This is a genomic window from Streptomyces sp. NPDC088730 (genome assembly GCF_044751215.1).
GTDB lineage: Bacteria > Actinomycetota > Actinomycetes > Streptomycetales > Streptomycetaceae > Streptomyces.
Genome location: NZ_JBIVLK010000001.1, coordinates 87,693 through 102,477 on the forward strand (window position 1 = coordinate 87,693; position 14,785 = coordinate 102,477).

Here is a 14,785-nt window from a genome sequence, read left to right on the forward strand (position 1 = left end):
ATGCGGGTCTCGGAACTCCGTGATGCCAAGCCACTCCTGCTGACCGACGCGGGCGATGCCTGGGACGCGTTGGCGGAGCAGTTCACCACTCATGCCGGTGACTTCGGCAAGTATCTGCACCGCCCCCTCACCCAGGAGGGTGCCTGGGGCGGTGTCACCGCTGAGTCGGCCGCCGACCGACTCGGCCGGATGCAGCGGGACTTGAACATCGCCAAGCAGGAACTCGACGGTGTCGGCGAAGTGTTGAGGGCCTGGGGCGAAGCGCTCATGACCTACCAGGGCCGACTCGCGGACGCCGTCGCGGACGCCACGGACGCCGGATACAAAGTCGCCGACGACGGCACGGTCACCGCCCCGACCGTCGGCGCCGACGGCATGATGCCGGGCGACATCGCGATCATGCACCGGGACCAGGCCGCTCGCGCACAGGGGTACGCCGACCGGATCGGTGACGCCTGGCACGCGGCGCAGGCGGCGGACAAGGAGTACACGGCGGCGATCGAGCTCTTCACCGAGGCGGCCAACCGGTGTGCCAAGGGGGACTGGAGCGCCGGCCTGCTGGAACTGGCGACAGCTGACGCACTCAATACCGAGCTGCTGTCCGAGCTCGGCATGCCGGACGGAAAGGCGTCGCCCGATGCCGTACAGGCGTGGTGGGCGGGGCTCTCCCCCGGCCTCCAGGCCGAGCTGATCCAGGACTACCCGCAGGAGATCGGCAACCGGGACGGCGTACCGATGGCCGACCGGGACCGGGCCAACCGGACCTACCTGCCGATGCTGCTGAGCAGCCTGGAGTCCGACTACGCATCCGCGACCGGGGGCGAGGCGGCGGCCCTCAAGGACAAGATCGACGGCGTGAAGGGCATCCAGCAGCAACTGGACCGGGGGCGCGAACCCCGCCCGTACCTGCTCGGCCTCGGCTCGCAGGGCAACGGCCGCGCCATCGTCTCGTTCGGCAACCCGGACACTTCGAAGAACGTCTCCGCTTATGTGCCGGGCCTGAACACGAAGCTGAGCGGGCACTTCGCTTCGGCGGATCTGAAGCGGGCGAGAGATGTGGCAGACGCCGCGAACGGAATGTATCCAGGTACTACCAGTGCCTCCGTGGTCTGGCTCGGCTATGACGCACCGCAATTGGATGGTGTCAAGTGGTCGGCCACCGACGTCATGAGGGACGATGACGCCAAGGCCGGAGCCCCGGCGTACAACAGTTTTCTGAACGGAATTCGGGCCACCCATGAATCCGGGTCACCGCATGTGACGGCCATTGGCCACTCGTACGGCTCCTTGACCGTGGGTGAGGCAACCCAGCAGCCCGGCGGAATCCCCGCCGACGACGTGATCCTCGTAGGCAGTCCGGGTGTCGGCGTCGACAGAGCCGCTGACCTCGGCGTGGGCGCCGAACACGTCTACGTCGGAGCGGCGGAGAACGACCAGGTGAGCAACCTGCCCACGGGTAACCCTCTGCGGTACGTCGCGCCGGGCAGCGAGTACGGCCCCAAGGAGAACTGGTTCGGCACCGATCCGGCCGACGACCATTTCGGCGGCCATCACTTCAGTGTCGCCCCCGGAGAGGACACCGGCCTCACGGGGCTCGTGACCGGCGATCTGCCCGCGCATTCGATCTACTTCGACAAGGACGCCGGCGGCGATTCCCTGAACAACATTGCGAGCGTTGTGGCCGGTCATGGCGACAAGATCACGACGGTGGACCCCCGGTGATGCCTGTGAGTAGACCGGTGCGATTGCTGGGTTGTGTGCTGCTGGTGGTGGTGCTTGCGGCTTGTCAGGACAACAAGGAAAAGGAGAGACCCACGATGGATATGCAGCAGGCCGGGCAGCGTGCGGAGGTGATTCTCGACGGCACGATGGCGGCGATCCACCCGTCGGTGAAATGGGTTCACGGTACCACTTCGGAAACGGCATGCAGTACCGGTCTCAACCGGCCGACCGGCACCACGACCGTATTCCGCAGCAGGAACATTCTCACCGTGGTCTCGAAGGAGCGGCGTGGTGAGTTGTTGGAGCAGGTCCGGCGTTACTGGGAACAGCAGGGCGCCCGGGATTTCAGCGTATTTTCAGACAGGGATGTGCCACGGCTCCGGGCCAGGACCGCTGACGGATTCGCCGTCATCCTGCAAGTCGGCAGTATCGGCAACGTCTTCGTCGAAGCGGGGGTGAGCTGCGTCGAGGACTCCGCGATGACCTATCCGCCCGGGACACCCGGCCAGCCCGGGGGCCCGAACAAGGCAGAGCTGACGCCGAGGGAGCAATCGGAATTCTGGTCCTCCGGCGACCCGCGTCGGAAGTAGCCCGGAGCGCTGCCCCGTAGTGACCGGGGACATGGCAGGTCGTGGTGGTGCGGGGCGACTATGGGCGGATGCACATCTCAGAGACGGACCGGCCCGACCCGGGTCCCACGCTGGCGCAGCTGCTCGCGCTGATCGCCGCCGGGACGCTCGATGTCGTCGTGGCGCCGTGCGGCACCGGCGTACCCGTGTCCGATGTGGTGCTGCACGATCCCGGTGAGGAGGGGGACGAGGACGCCTGGGCAGCCGTCGGGCTGGTCCTGCTCGCGGTCGGGGTGGAGGTCGCCTCGCCCGAGGCGGTCGACGTGCTGCGCGCCGCGGACCGTGCCGGGGCGGCGGCCGTGGTGATGCGGCGTGGTGCGCGGGGCCCGCGGGCGGCGCTGCTGGAGGCGGCGGAGCGGGGGCGTACGGCGTTGCTGACCCGGCGGGCCGGGCAGGGCTGGACCGAGGTGCTCGGGCAGTTGCGGACCGCGCTGGTGCACAGCGTCCCGGACCGGTCGGGGAGCGCGGCCGGGGTGGACGGGCTGCGGCTGGGCGATCTCTCGGGGCTGGCCAACACCGTGGCGGACCTCGTCGGCGGCGCGATCACCATCGAGGACCCGCAGTCACGGGTGCTGGCCTACTCGCGGATGGACCACGAGCCCGACCCGATGCGGCGGCTCACGATCCTCGGCCAGGAGGTGCCCCGCTGGCGGGTCGTCCAGCTGCGGGAGAGCGGCTTCTTCCAGGCGCTGTGGAACACCGACGACGTGGTGCGGCTCCCCGCCGACGAGCGGTACGCCGAGCGGCTGGCCGTCGCGGTGCGGCACGGTTCCGAGGTGCTCGGCTCGATCTGGGCGGCGGGGGACGGGCGGCCGCTGGCCGAGGACGCGGTGGCGGCGCTGCGGACGGCGGCCCGCGCCGCGGTCCCGCATCTGTCGCACCACCGGACCTGGGGCCGGGCGGCGGCCTGGGCCCGCGAGGGTTCGGTGCACGCGCTCCTGTCGGGCAACGGGCAGGCGGCGCACGACGTGGGGCTCGTCCGGGGGCGGCCGTACGCCGTGCTGGTGGCGGAGGCCTACGACGGGCCGGAGCCCGCGCCGGGTGATGCCGGACAGCGGGTGCAGCGGGTGCTCGACGTTCTGGCGCTCCAGGCCGCGGCCTACCGTCCCGGGTGTGTGACCGCCCGGTCAGGGCAGCGGCTGTACGTCCTGGTGCCGGCCGCGGACGGCGAGAGCGACCCCGCGCGCACCCTGCTGGCCACGGCCCGTTCCGTGCCCCGGGGCGTGGTCTTCGCCGGAGCCGGGCCCGTGGTGTCGGAGCCCGCGGAACTGCCCGCCTCGCGGGACGCCGCGGAGCTGGTGGTGCGGGTGCTGCGGGAGCGCGCCGCGCGGCTGACCCCGGCCGGGGCCGGGTCCGCGGTGGCGTCGTACGCGGAGGTCGTGGCCGAGGCGGCGGTGCTGCGGCTGCTCGACCGGGTGGAGCCGCTGTGGCAGGAGATATCGGGGCCGGTGCACGCGATGCTGGAGCACGACCGGTCGCACGGGGCGCGGTACGGCGAGTCCGTCGCCGCGTACCTCGACGCCTTCGGCGACACGGCCGCCGCCGCGCGACAGGTCAACGTGCACCCGAATACGCTGCGGTACCGGCTGCGCCGGGCGCGGGAGCTGTTCGGGGTCGACCTGGCCGATCCGGCGGTGCGGTTCCTGGCGGAGATCGGTCTGCGTCTCGGGCCCGCCCGGCCCCGCTCCTGATTCCGGACCGAACCCCCTTGATGATCGTTTAGCTGTCGGAGCGGACAGGAACACCGGCCGGTCCTGGTCCTGGGCGACGAAGACATGCCGGGCTCCGCGCACCGAAGCTGGGCACAACGGCCCGCGGTCCGACGGGCCGCGGTGCATGAGCGACCCATCACGTAGGAGTGTGGTTCAGGTGACTTCCGGTCCGGCCCCCCAGCGCAAGCGCGCCCGTGAGGCGGCGCTCGCCCGTGCCGTCGAGGACGGACTGCTCGGCCCCGGCTCGCCCCTGGTCGGCCTGCTCGACGTCGACGGGGTGCTGGCCGCGGTGGACGCGCTGAACGAGGCGTTCGAGGGACCGGCCACGGTCCACCACACCTTCGCGGCCAAGGCGTGCGGACTGGTGCCGGTGCTCCGGCTGCTCGCGGAGGCCGGGATGGGCTGCGAGGTGGCGTCGCCCGGCGAGCTGGAACAGGCCCTCGCCGCCGGGTTCAGCCACGACCGGCTGGTGTTCGACAGCCCCGCGAAGACCGTCGAGGAGCTGGAGTTCGCCCTTGAGCACGGCATCGCGATCAACCTGGACAACTTCCAGGAGCTTGCGCGCGTCGACCGCCTGCTGGCCGGCCGGGAGCCCGCCGGACCCATCGGCCTCCGGGTGAACCCGCAGGTCGGGGCCGGGGCCATCGGGGCGATGAGCACCGCCACCGCCACGTCCAAATTCGGCGTCGCGCTGCGCGACCCGGGAGCCGTCGACGCGGTGATCGAGGCCTTCACCACGCGCCCCTGGCTCAACCGCCTGCACGCGCACGTCGGCTCCCAGGGCTGCCCGCTGCCGCTCATCGCGCAGGGGGTCGGCGCCGCGTACGAACTGGCGGAACGGATCAACACCCTGCTCGGGCACGCCCGGATCACCGGCCTGGACATCGGCGGCGGCCTGCCGGTGAACTTCGACAGCGAGGACGATCGCCCCACCTACACCGACTACGTCACCGAACTGCGCGCCGCCGCCCCCGGCCTCTTCGACGGCCGCTACACCCTCGTCACCGAGTTCGGCCGCTCGCTGCTGGCGAAGAGCGGCACCATCGGTTCGGTCGTCGAGTACACCAAGTCGGCCGGCGGCCGGCGGATCGCGGTGACCCACGCCGGTGCCCAGGTGGCCACCCGCACCGTGTTCATGCCCGACTCCTGGCCCCTGCGCGTCGGCGTGTTCGACTCCTCGGGCCGGCCCAAGGAGGGGCCGCTCCAGGTCGTGGACATCGCCGGGCCGTGCTGCTTCGCCGGGGACCTGACCGCGAGCGCCCGCGAACTCCCGGCGGTCGAGCCCGGGGACCTGGTCGCGCTGTACGACACCGGGGCGTACTACTTCTCGTCGCACTTCTCATACAATTCCCTGCCCAGACCCGCTGTATACGGGTATCGCACGGATTCGGCAGGTCAGGTCCGCCTCGCCCTGGTCCGCGAGGCCCAGAGCGTGCGCGAAGTCGTCGAGGAGAGCGGCCTCTCCCACGCGGACGCGCTCGTGGCGCTGCGCGCGGACGGCCCGGGGCAATGACCGGAGAAGGAGGTGGCGGGGTGAAGCGTGTTCTCATATCCGCCGACATGGAAGGGGCGACGGGCACCGTCTCCCCGGCGGACGTCAAAGCCGGTACACCGCGCTACGAACGCTTCCGCCGACTGCTCACCCAGGACGTCAACGCCGCCGTCGCCGGGTTCGCGGACGCCGGCGCGGACGAGATCGTCGTCAACGACGCGCACTGCGGCATGGACAACGTCCTCATCGAGGAACTCGACCCGCGCGCCGTCCTGATCGTCGGCCGGCACAAGCCGCTCGGCATGCTGGAGGGCCTGACGGACGGCCCCGACGCGGTGGCGTTCGTCGGCTACCACACCGGCGCCGGCGAACAGGGCGTCCTCGCGCACACCTACCTCTCCCACAGCATCCTCGGCGTCCGTATCGACGGCGAGCCCGTCGGCGAGGGCGGGTTCAACGCCCTGGTCGCCGCCGAAGCAGGCGTCCCGGTCGTCCTCGTCACCGGGGACGACGTGACCTGTCGCGAAGCCGCCGGGTACGCGCCCGGCTGCCGGACCGTCACCGTGAAGCGGGCGATCTCCCGGCACGCCGCCGTCTGCCGCACCCCGGCCGTCACGAGCGCCGACATCCGGCGCGAGGCCGCGGCAGCCCTCTCGGCGCCCCCGCCCCGGCCCGTCGCGCGCCCCGTGCCGCGCGTGGTCGAGGTCGACGTGGACAGCCCGCACCTCGCGGACCGCGCGGGCGCACTGTCCGGAGTCGAACTGTCCGGCCCCCGCACCGTCCGTATGGACACCCCGGACGCCATGACGGCGCTGCGCCGCTTCCGGGCGCTCAGCTGGGTGATCGGCGGCGGTCGCGAAGGCGACTGGACCTGAGGACCCGGCGGTCCGGTGCCGGTACCGCCCGAACGCCGCTCCGACGGCGCGCACGCCCCCGCCCCCAGGGGCTTCCCACGCCTTGTACGACGTTGCCCATGACCTGGAGCTGCCATGACTTCCTCCGTACCGCAGAGAACGCCGCGGAAGACCCAGCAAGAAACGCGGCAGAACCCGCAGCCGGAACTCAGCCGTTCGCTGCGCAACCGCCACATGTCGATGATCGCGATCGGCGGCGCGATAGGCGCCGGACTGTTCGTCGGCAGCGGCTCGGTGATCAAGACCGCGGGGCCCGCCGCGATCGTGTCCTACTGCCTGGCCGGCGCACTCGTGCTGTGCACCATGCGGATGCTCGGTGAGATGGTCGTGGCGAGGCCCTCCTCCGGCTCCTTCGCCGACTACGCCCGTACCGCCATCGGGCCGTGGGCGGGCTTCACCATCGGATGGCTGTACTGGTACTACTACGTCATCATCGTGGCCGTGGAGGCCGTCGCGGGCGCGGCGATCCTGCACGCGTGGATCGGGCTGCCGCTCTGGGTGCTGGCCATGGGCCTGATGGTCGTGATGACCGCGACCAACCTGCTCTCCGTGAAGTCGTTCGGTGAGTTCGAGTTCTGGTTCTCCTCCGTCAAGGTCGCCGCGATCGTGGCGTTCCTGATCGTCGGCGGTCTCTACGTCTTCGGCGGCTGGCCGGGCTCGTCCTTCGACTTCTCCAACCTGACCGCGCACGGCGGCTTCGCGCCGAACGGCTTCACCGCGATCTTCTCCGCGATCGTCGTGGTCATCTTCGCGTTCGGCGGAGCCGAGATCGTCACCATCGCCGCCGCCGAGAGCAAGGAGCCCGAGCGTTCGGTGGCCCGCGCCACCACCGGGATCATCTGGCGGATCATCCTCTTCTACGTCGGCTCCATCGTCCTGGTCGTCACCATCGTTCCGTGGGACAGCGCCAAGGTCCTGGCCAGCCCGTACGTCGCGGCCTGGAAGATCATCGGGCTACCGGGCGCGGGCGTCGTGATGGACATCGTGATCCTCACGGCCGTACTGAGCGTGCTCAACTCCTCGGTCTACGTCTCCTCGCGGATGCTGCGGGCGCTCGCCACCCACGGCGACGCCCCCACCTGGCTGGTGGCGACGAACAAGCGCCAGGTCCCGGCCCGCGCGATCCTGGCCGGCACCGTGGTCGGCTGGATCTCGGTGCTGCTGGCCTACCTCTCGCCGGACACCGTCTTCACCTACCTGGTGAACTCCTCCGGTGCGATCGCCATCTTCATGTACCTGATGATCGGGGTGTCCCAGCTGCGCATGCGGCGCCGGATGGAGCGCGAGGAGCCCGAGCGGCTGACCCTGCGCATGTGGCTCTTCCCGTATCTGACCTGGGTGGTGATGGCCGGATTCGCCGCGGTACTGGTGGCCATGGCCGTCATCGGTGACCAGCGCACCCAGCTCTTCACCAGCCTCGGCAGCCTGGCCGTCGTCCTCGTCGCGTACGCGGTGCGCAGGGCGCGCGGCAGCCGTCCGGTCCCCGACGCCGGGGTCACCGGCTGACCCGTCACATGGAACCGCCCGCCCCGCGTCTTCAGGACGGGGCGGGCGGTTCTCGTATACCGAGGCCGTGACCGGAATCGAACCGGTGTAACTCGAGTTGCAGTCGAGCCCCTAAGCCTCTCGGGCACACGGCCGTGCGTTGTTCCGGTACCGACCGTAGGCGCCCGTGACCACCGCCGCCAAGGGTGCGGGCCGTCCCGCAACGCGACTGCCACACCCCGTTCACGAACAGCCGTCCGGTCCTACGACCAAGGGACCAGAACGGGAGCGACCCGCGACAGGGGCCAGGGTGGATTTTGCCCCTTACCCTAGGGTTCATGACCGCCCTGGAACCGCGTGACGCCGAGGTCTCGGCCCGCCCCGAAGACATCGACGACCCGCACGGGACCGCGGTCGCGGGCACGCCGGAAGGGGTGCTCGGGCGGACCTACCGGGCGCTCAGTATCGGCATCGTCTCCGTCGTGTTCCTGATCGCCTTCGAGGCCACCGCCGTGGGGACCGCGATGCCGGTCGCCGCCCGTGAGCTGCACGGCGTCCCGCTGTACGCGTTCGCGTTCTCGGCGTACTTCACCACCAGCCTCTTCGCCATGGTGCTCTCCGGCCAGTGGGCCGACCGGCGCGGTCCGCTGGGGCCGCTCGCCGCCGGGATCAGCGCCTTCGGGCTGGGCCTGCTGCTGTCCGGGACCGCGGGCACCATGTGGATGTTCATCGCCGGAAGGGCCGTGCAGGGGCTCGGCGGCGGGCTGGTGATCGTCGCCCTGTACGTGGTGGTCAGCCGGGCCTACCCGGAGCCGCTGCGGCCCGCGATCCTGGCCGGGTTCGCCGCGAGCTGGGTGATCCCGTCCGTCGTCGGGCCGCTGGCCGCCGGGAGCGTGACCGAACACCTGGGCTGGCGCTGGGTCTTCGTCGGCATCCCGGTCCTGGTGGTCTTCCCGCTGGCGCTCGCGCTGCCCGCGATCCGGCGGATGGCGTCCGGGTCCGCGGACCCGGCGGCGCCCGTCGAGCCGTTCGACCACCGGCGCGTCGTGCTCGCGCTGGGCATCTCGCTGGGCGCGGGGCTGCTCCAGTACGCCGGGCAGGAGCGGAACTGGTTGTCGCTGCTGCCGGCCGTCGCGGGTATCGCCCTGCTCGTTCCGGCGGTGCGCGGTCTGCTGCCCCGGGGCACCGGCCGGGCGGCGCGCGGGCTGCCCTCCGTGGTGCTGCTGCGGGGGCTGGCGGCCGGGTCTTTCATCGCCGCCGAGTCGTTCGTCCCCCTGATGCTGGTCACCCAGCGCGGACTGTCCCCGACGATGGCCGGGCTGTCGCTCGCGGCCGGCGGCGGGACGTGGGCGCTGGGCTCGTTCCTGCAGTCCCGGCCGCGCCTGGAGCCGCACCGCGAGCGGCTGATGGTGACGGGCATGGTGCTGGTCGCCGTGGCGATCGCGGCCGCGCCCTCGGTGCTGATCGACGGGGTGCCCGTCTGGACGGTCGCGGTGGCCTGGGCGGTCGGCTGCCTCGGCATGGGCACGGTGACCGCGTCGACCAGCGTGCTGCTGCTGAAGCTGTCCGCCCCCCACGAGGCCGGGGCGAACTCCGCGGCCCTGCAGATCTCGGACGGGCTCTCCAACGCCCTGCTGCTGGCCGCCGGCGGCGCGGCGTTCGGCGCGCTCGGCGGGGGAGCGGTGGGGGCCGTGCACGAGGCCGTCGAGGCGGGAGCCTCCGCCTCGCACCCGGGGGCGTTCGCGGTGGTGTTCCTGCCGATGGCGGGGGTCGCGCTGGTGGGAGCATGGGTGGCTACGCGGGTGCGCGAGCGGTGAGTGGTACCAATCCGGCCCCACGTAGTGGTGCCGGATTGGTGGTGGCCAAGTGGGGCGAGCTCATGGAGCGGCTCAGGTGAGCTGTATCCGCCTGTCCTCCGAAGACGTCCTCGTCATCGCCGGACACGCCCGCCCCGACATGCGGATCGTGGTCCGCGACGCCGGGCTCCTCGTCGGCCGCCCACCGGCCGTCCGCGGCCATGCTCGGTGAGGAGGCGTATCCGGACGTCGTGGACAAGGTGGACGCACTGTTCCAGTCCCTGGCGGTCAAGCGGCCGCTCTTCGACGGCGACAAGCGCACCGCCCGGCTGTCGTGCGTGCCTTCCTCGCCGTGAACGGCGTCGGTCTTCGCCCCGGCATCGATGCGGCGGAGCGCCTGGTCATCGCCGTCGCCACAGGTGAAACGGACGAGGTGAAGGCCATCTCCCGGGGGCTGCGCGACCTGGTCACCGGTCACGTGTGAGAGCCGTCGCAATTCGCCCCGGGGTCGCGGCGTCCAGGGCGGATCGCACTCCGCCCCCCGGTAGGGTGGCCCGGTTGTCGTATCGCGTGCGTGCCTGTCCCGGCCCGTGCGGACAGCACTCCACGCACCCGAGAGACCCGAACCGGAGACCGTGACTACTACCGCCTCCCACCACCTCTCACCCGCCTTTCCCGGCCGCGCCCCCTGGGGTACGGCCGGGAAGCTGCGAGCCTGGCAGCAGGGCGCCATGGAGAGGTACATCCAGGAGCAGCCGCGCGATTTCCTCGCCGTCGCGACCCCCGGCGCCGGTAAGACCACCTTCGCGCTGACCCTCGCGTCATGGCTGCTGCACCACCACGTCGTGCAGCAGGTCACCGTCGTGGCACCGACCGAGCACCTCAAGAAGCAGTGGGCGGAGGCCGCCGCCCGGATAGGGATCAAGCTCGACCCCGACTACAGCGCCGGCCCCGTGAGCAAGGACTACCACGGGGTCGCCGTCACGTACGCGGGGGTCGGGGTCCGCCCGATGCTGCACCGCAACCGGTGCGAGCAGCGCAAGACCCTGGTGATCCTCGACGAGATCCACCACGCCGGTGACTCGAAGTCCTGGGGCGAGGCCTGCCAGGAGGCGTTCGACCCGGCGACCCGCAGGCTCGCGCTCACCGGCACGCCGTTCCGCTCCGACACCAACCCGATCCCCTTCGTCGTCTACGAGGAGGGGAACGACGGCATCCGGCGGTCCTCCGCCGACTACACCTACGGCTACGGCAACGCGCTGGCCGACGGCGTGGTCCGCCCGGTGATCTTCCTCAGCTACAGCGGCAACATGCGCTGGCGCACCAAGGCCGGTGACGAGATCGCCGCCCGGCTCGGTGAGCCGATGACCAAGGACGCCATCGGGCAGGCCTGGCGCACCGCGCTCTCGCCCACCGGCGACTGGATCCCCAACGTGCTCAGCGCCGCCGACAAGCGGCTGACCGAGGTCCGCAAGGGCATCCCGGATGCGGGCGGCCTGGTCATCGCGACCGACCAGGAGTCCGCCCGCGAGTACGCCAAGATCCTCAAGAAGGTGACCGGCGAGAAGGCCACCGTCGTCCTCTCCGACGAGAAGGCCGCGTCCAAGCGGATCGACACGTTCACCGAGGACGGCTCCCGCTGGATGGTCGCCGTCCGGATGGTGTCCGAGGGCGTCGACGTACCGCGCCTCGCGGTCGGCGTGTACGCCACCACCATCTCGACGCCGCTCTTCTTCGCCCAGGCCGTCGGCCGCTTCGTGCGCTCCCGCAAGCGCGGCGAGACCGCCTCGGTCTTCGTACCGACGATCCCGATGCTGCTCGACTTCGCCAACGAGATGGAGGTCGAACGGGACCACGTCCTCGACAAGCCCAAGAAGGGCAGCGACGAGGAGAACCCGTTCGCGGAGGAGGACAAGCTCCTCGCCGACGCGGAGAAGCTGGAGGACGAGGAGACCGAGGAGCAGCTGCCCTTCGAGGCCCTCGAATCCGACGCGGTCTTCGACCGGGTGCTGTACGACGGTGCCGAGTTCGGCATGCAGGCGCACCCGGGCAGCGAGGAGGAGCAGGACTACCTCGGGATCCCGGGGCTGCTGGAGCCCGACCAGGTGCAGCTGCTGCTCCAGAAGCGGCAGACCCGGCAGATCGCGCACAGCCGCCAGAAGCCGGCCTCGGAGGCCGATCTGCTGGAGAAGCCGGCCGGCGACCGGCCGGTGGTCACGCACAAGCAGCTGCTGAGCCTGCGCAAGCAGCTGAACACCATGGTGTCGGCCTACACGCACCAGAGCGGCAAGCCGCACGGGGTCATCCACACCGAGCTGCGTCGGGTGTGCGGCGGGCCGCCGAGCGCGGAGGCCACCGCCGGGCAGATCGAGCAGCGGATCAAGAAGGTCCAGGAGTGGGCCACCCGCATGACGTGAGCCCACCGGAAACGCACGGGCACCGGCCCGGGGCACAGGACAGCCGTCCTCGCCCCGGGCCGGTGTCATGAGCGGACCGGCTTCAGCGGGCTGATGCCGGTGTCATGAGGAGGCCGCCGCTACCAGACGAACGGTGCGGACTGGCTGGTCGTCGCCACGCACGGCACGGTGGCCGACGTCGGGGACGAGGCCACGATCTGCAGCGACCAGTTGGTGGTGCTCGGGGGAGCGGGTAGCACCGTGGAGTTGGTGCTGTTCCCGGACGCGAGTGTGCCCGAGGTCAGCTTCAGCGGACCGAGGGTGATCGGATTGCCGCCGCTCAGACCGGGGTTGGCCTTCGCGGAGAACTGGACCTGACTGGTGACGCCGCCCGAGGTCTTGGTGAGCTTGAGCGTCGTCGTGATGCTGTTCGGGTCGGCACTCGTGCCGGCCGGCATGGTGATCGCCGTGGAGGTGATCTTGATGGTCTTGTTCGTGCCCGAGTCGGCGGCGGTCAGGGTGGCGACGCCGCTGCCCCAGCTGCCGCAGTTGTAGCTCGCCGTCGCGGTGAGCGGGGCGACGGCCGAGGCGGTCGGGGAGGACAGCGCGAGCATCGCGCCGACCGCGGACGCCACGCCCACCACCAGCGGCAGGCGTCTTCGGCTCCGGGTGGAGCGTGAGGAGATCGACATGACGGGTGGAACTCCTTCCGGTTGAATTCCGCAGATTCGCTGGATCGGTACCAGCCTGCGGATCTGCTTGCCGGGCCCGGCATGTCGGGTGCAGTGAAACGGTGATCTTCGAAGATGTCAACGGATGCGCCGAAAACGCGTGCTGAAATGCTTTTCGGGCATTTCCGAAAGGATCAATTCGGTCTCTCTTGACTTCTCTGCACCAGAGCTCCTCAATGTGCGCAATCAATGGGCCATGAAAGGGTGTCAGGTGATCCGACGTCGAAGACCCGGGGTGACCGGTCTGCTCGCAGCCTGCTTCGTACTGTCGCTGGGCTGTGTCGGGGCCGCCGCGCCGCTTCCCCCGCACCACACGGCGGCGGCCGCGGCCGGCACGGTGAACCCGACCGTCCACTGCACCCTGCCCGCGGGCCAGGGCGAGGCGACCGGTCCGCAGGAGATGAACGTCGAACTGTCGCCCGAGGTCGTCGCCCCGGGCGGCAAGGTGCACGCCAAGGTGACGCTCGGCGCGTCCCCCGCCACCAGCGCCATCGCCCTGGACGACGTGCCGACCATCCCCAGCCTCGACCTCGCGATGTCCGGCGGGGCCACCGGCACCGTCACCGTGCGGGGCGCCGAGTTCACCATGGACGTACCGGCCGGGCAGCCCATCGAGATCCCCGCGTACGAGGGCGACTTCCTGGTCCCGGTGGACGCCTCCGGCGAGATATCGCTCGCCCCGGTCCGCACCCTCACCCAGACCAAGGTCCTCGGATCGGTCTTCGAGACGCCGTGCGACGTCGTCGGTGAGGTGGGCAGCGTCGGCACCGTCACGGCGGAGGGCTCCACCTCCGAGCCCGCCACCCTGACCGCCCCGGCCGATCCGGTACGCCCCAACACCGCGGTCAAGCTGCGCGGTTCGCAGTGGACTCCGGACAGCACCCCCGTACCGTCGCTCTGCGCGGCGAGCGGCGGCGGCTGCGACCCGCTGAAGTTCACCTCCAACACCCTGCGGATCGACTCCTACGGCACGCTCACCGGCACCGCGACCCTCGGTGAGGCCGGTGCGGTGCCCGACGGCACGTACGAGGTGAAGGTCAACGACGGCACGAAGGAGGCCACCGCCCCCCTCACCGTCAAGGCCGTCGCGGCCGGCAACCGGGAGATCTCGCTGTCCGCGGACAGCGGCCCGGTCGGCAGCGTGGTCACCGTCAGCGGCCGGAACTACAACCCGGACCGCTGGATCAACGTCATCGGCCTCGACGCGGCGGGCACCGGGCTCGACGACAGCGCGGTCTACGTCAAGAGCGCTCCGGACGGCACCTTCGCCGTCGAGTTCACCGTCATCTCCGACGCCGTCGTCGCCGTCCAGGCCGACGAGGGCAACGACCCGGCGACCGTCCGCACGGCGCCCTTCACCGTCACCACGGAGGGCGGCGGCGGGGACGACGGCGGCACGACCGAGCAGCGGCTGGCCACCGAGGTCAGGGCCGGGACGCTGTCCATGACCCAGGCCGGTGACACCGTCGACTTCGGCACCACGGTCCTGGGCGCGGACACCGGTGCGCAGCGGGCCCGGCTCAACCGCGTGGAGGTGGAGGACGCCCGGGGCGTCAACAGCGGATGGTCGCTGACCGCCACCCTGAGCCGCTTCACCAATGCCGACGGGAACATCATCCCGGCCTACGCCGTGCGGTGGACCCCGGCCTGCTCGGCACAGGACGGAAGTGTGGGGACACCGGTGGCCGGAGCGCCCACGGCGCTAGGGAGCGAGGCGGCGAGCCTCTGCCGGGTGGATCCGGACGGATCACGTCCGTTCACCGGCGGGAAGTTCGACGCCGACGCGGATCTCGCCCTCACCGTTCCCGAATTCGCCCGTCCCGGAGATTACAGCGCCACCCTGACCCTGACCCTGCTGTAACTGGGGTCACCGGGAAAGCCCTTCCGGACGCCCGCCCGCTCCATACG

The 14,785-nt window shown here is 71.1% G+C and carries 10 protein-coding genes, 1 tRNA gene and 1 pseudogene; 10 read left to right on the top strand and 2 right to left on the bottom strand.

What is annotated here, in order from left to right; all coding sequences use genetic code 11:
- The 6 genes from ACIP89_RS00335 to ACIP89_RS00360 all read left to right on the top strand — a co-directional run bounded on the left by ACIP89_RS00335 (position 1) and on the right by ACIP89_RS00360 (position 7,975).
- Positions 1-1,722: an alpha/beta hydrolase gene (locus ACIP89_RS00335; protein ID WP_402112117.1), complete on the top strand. Its 1,722-nt coding sequence runs from the start codon at positions 1-3 to the stop codon at positions 1,720-1,722.
- A gap of 35 nt (positions 1,723-1,757) precedes the next feature.
- The gene (locus tag ACIP89_RS00340; RefSeq protein WP_402112119.1) at positions 1,758-2,312 is read left to right on the top strand and encodes a hypothetical protein; all 555 of its coding nucleotides are present in this window, start codon (positions 1,758-1,760) and stop codon (positions 2,310-2,312) included.
- A gap of 68 nt (positions 2,313-2,380) precedes the next feature.
- Entirely contained in the window at positions 2,381-4,042 is a 1,662-nt protein-coding gene (locus tag ACIP89_RS00345) for a PucR family transcriptional regulator (RefSeq protein ID WP_402112121.1), read from the top strand.
- Between the two features lie 145 nt (positions 4,043-4,187).
- The gene (locus tag ACIP89_RS00350; RefSeq protein WP_402112123.1) at positions 4,188-5,576 is read left to right on the top strand and encodes a diaminopimelate decarboxylase; all 1,389 of its coding nucleotides are present in this window, start codon (positions 4,188-4,190) and stop codon (positions 5,574-5,576) included.
- On the top strand, positions 5,573-6,430 hold the full coding sequence (locus ACIP89_RS00355; protein ID WP_401921766.1) for a M55 family metallopeptidase: 858 nt from the start codon (positions 5,573-5,575) through the stop codon (positions 6,428-6,430). The genes ACIP89_RS00350 and ACIP89_RS00355 overlap by 4 nt, the downstream gene beginning before the upstream one ends.
- Positions 6,431-6,544: 114 nt before the next feature.
- Entirely contained in the window at positions 6,545-7,975 is a 1,431-nt protein-coding gene (locus ACIP89_RS00360) for an amino acid permease (RefSeq protein WP_401921769.1), read from the top strand.
- Positions 7,976-8,037: 62 nt separating this feature from the next.
- Here the strand turns inward: ACIP89_RS00360 and ACIP89_RS00365 are convergent.
- Positions 8,038-8,109 (bottom strand) — tRNA-Cys (locus tag ACIP89_RS00365).
- 183 nt (positions 8,110-8,292) lie between these two features.
- Between ACIP89_RS00365 and ACIP89_RS00370 the strand changes: the two genes are divergently transcribed.
- The 3 genes and pseudogenes from ACIP89_RS00370 to ACIP89_RS00380 all read left to right on the top strand — a co-directional run bounded on the left by ACIP89_RS00370 (position 8,293) and on the right by ACIP89_RS00380 (position 12,167).
- Entirely contained in the window at positions 8,293-9,771 is a 1,479-nt protein-coding gene (locus ACIP89_RS00370) for an MFS transporter (protein WP_402112125.1), read from the top strand.
- A gap of 76 nt (positions 9,772-9,847) precedes the next feature.
- Positions 9,848-10,234: pseudogene (locus ACIP89_RS00375) on the top strand (type II toxin-antitoxin system death-on-curing family toxin).
- A gap of 151 nt (positions 10,235-10,385) precedes the next feature.
- Positions 10,386-12,167 (top strand): DEAD/DEAH box helicase, encoded by a 1,782-nt coding sequence (locus ACIP89_RS00380; RefSeq protein WP_401921774.1) that lies wholly within the window; start codon positions 10,386-10,388, stop codon positions 12,165-12,167.
- A 119-nt stretch (positions 12,168-12,286) separates the two neighbouring features.
- On the opposite strand, the gene ACIP89_RS00385 is transcribed toward ACIP89_RS00380, so the two are convergent.
- On the bottom strand, positions 12,287-12,838 hold the full coding sequence (locus tag ACIP89_RS00385; protein ID WP_401921776.1) for a hypothetical protein: 552 nt from the start codon (positions 12,836-12,838) through the stop codon (positions 12,287-12,289).
- A 274-nt stretch (positions 12,839-13,112) separates the two neighbouring features.
- Between ACIP89_RS00385 and ACIP89_RS00390 the strand changes: the two genes are divergently transcribed.
- Complete coding sequence (locus ACIP89_RS00390) at positions 13,113-14,738, top strand: hypothetical protein (RefSeq protein WP_402112126.1); 1,626 nt, start codon at positions 13,113-13,115, stop codon at positions 14,736-14,738.
- Positions 14,739-14,785 lie beyond the last annotated feature (47 nt).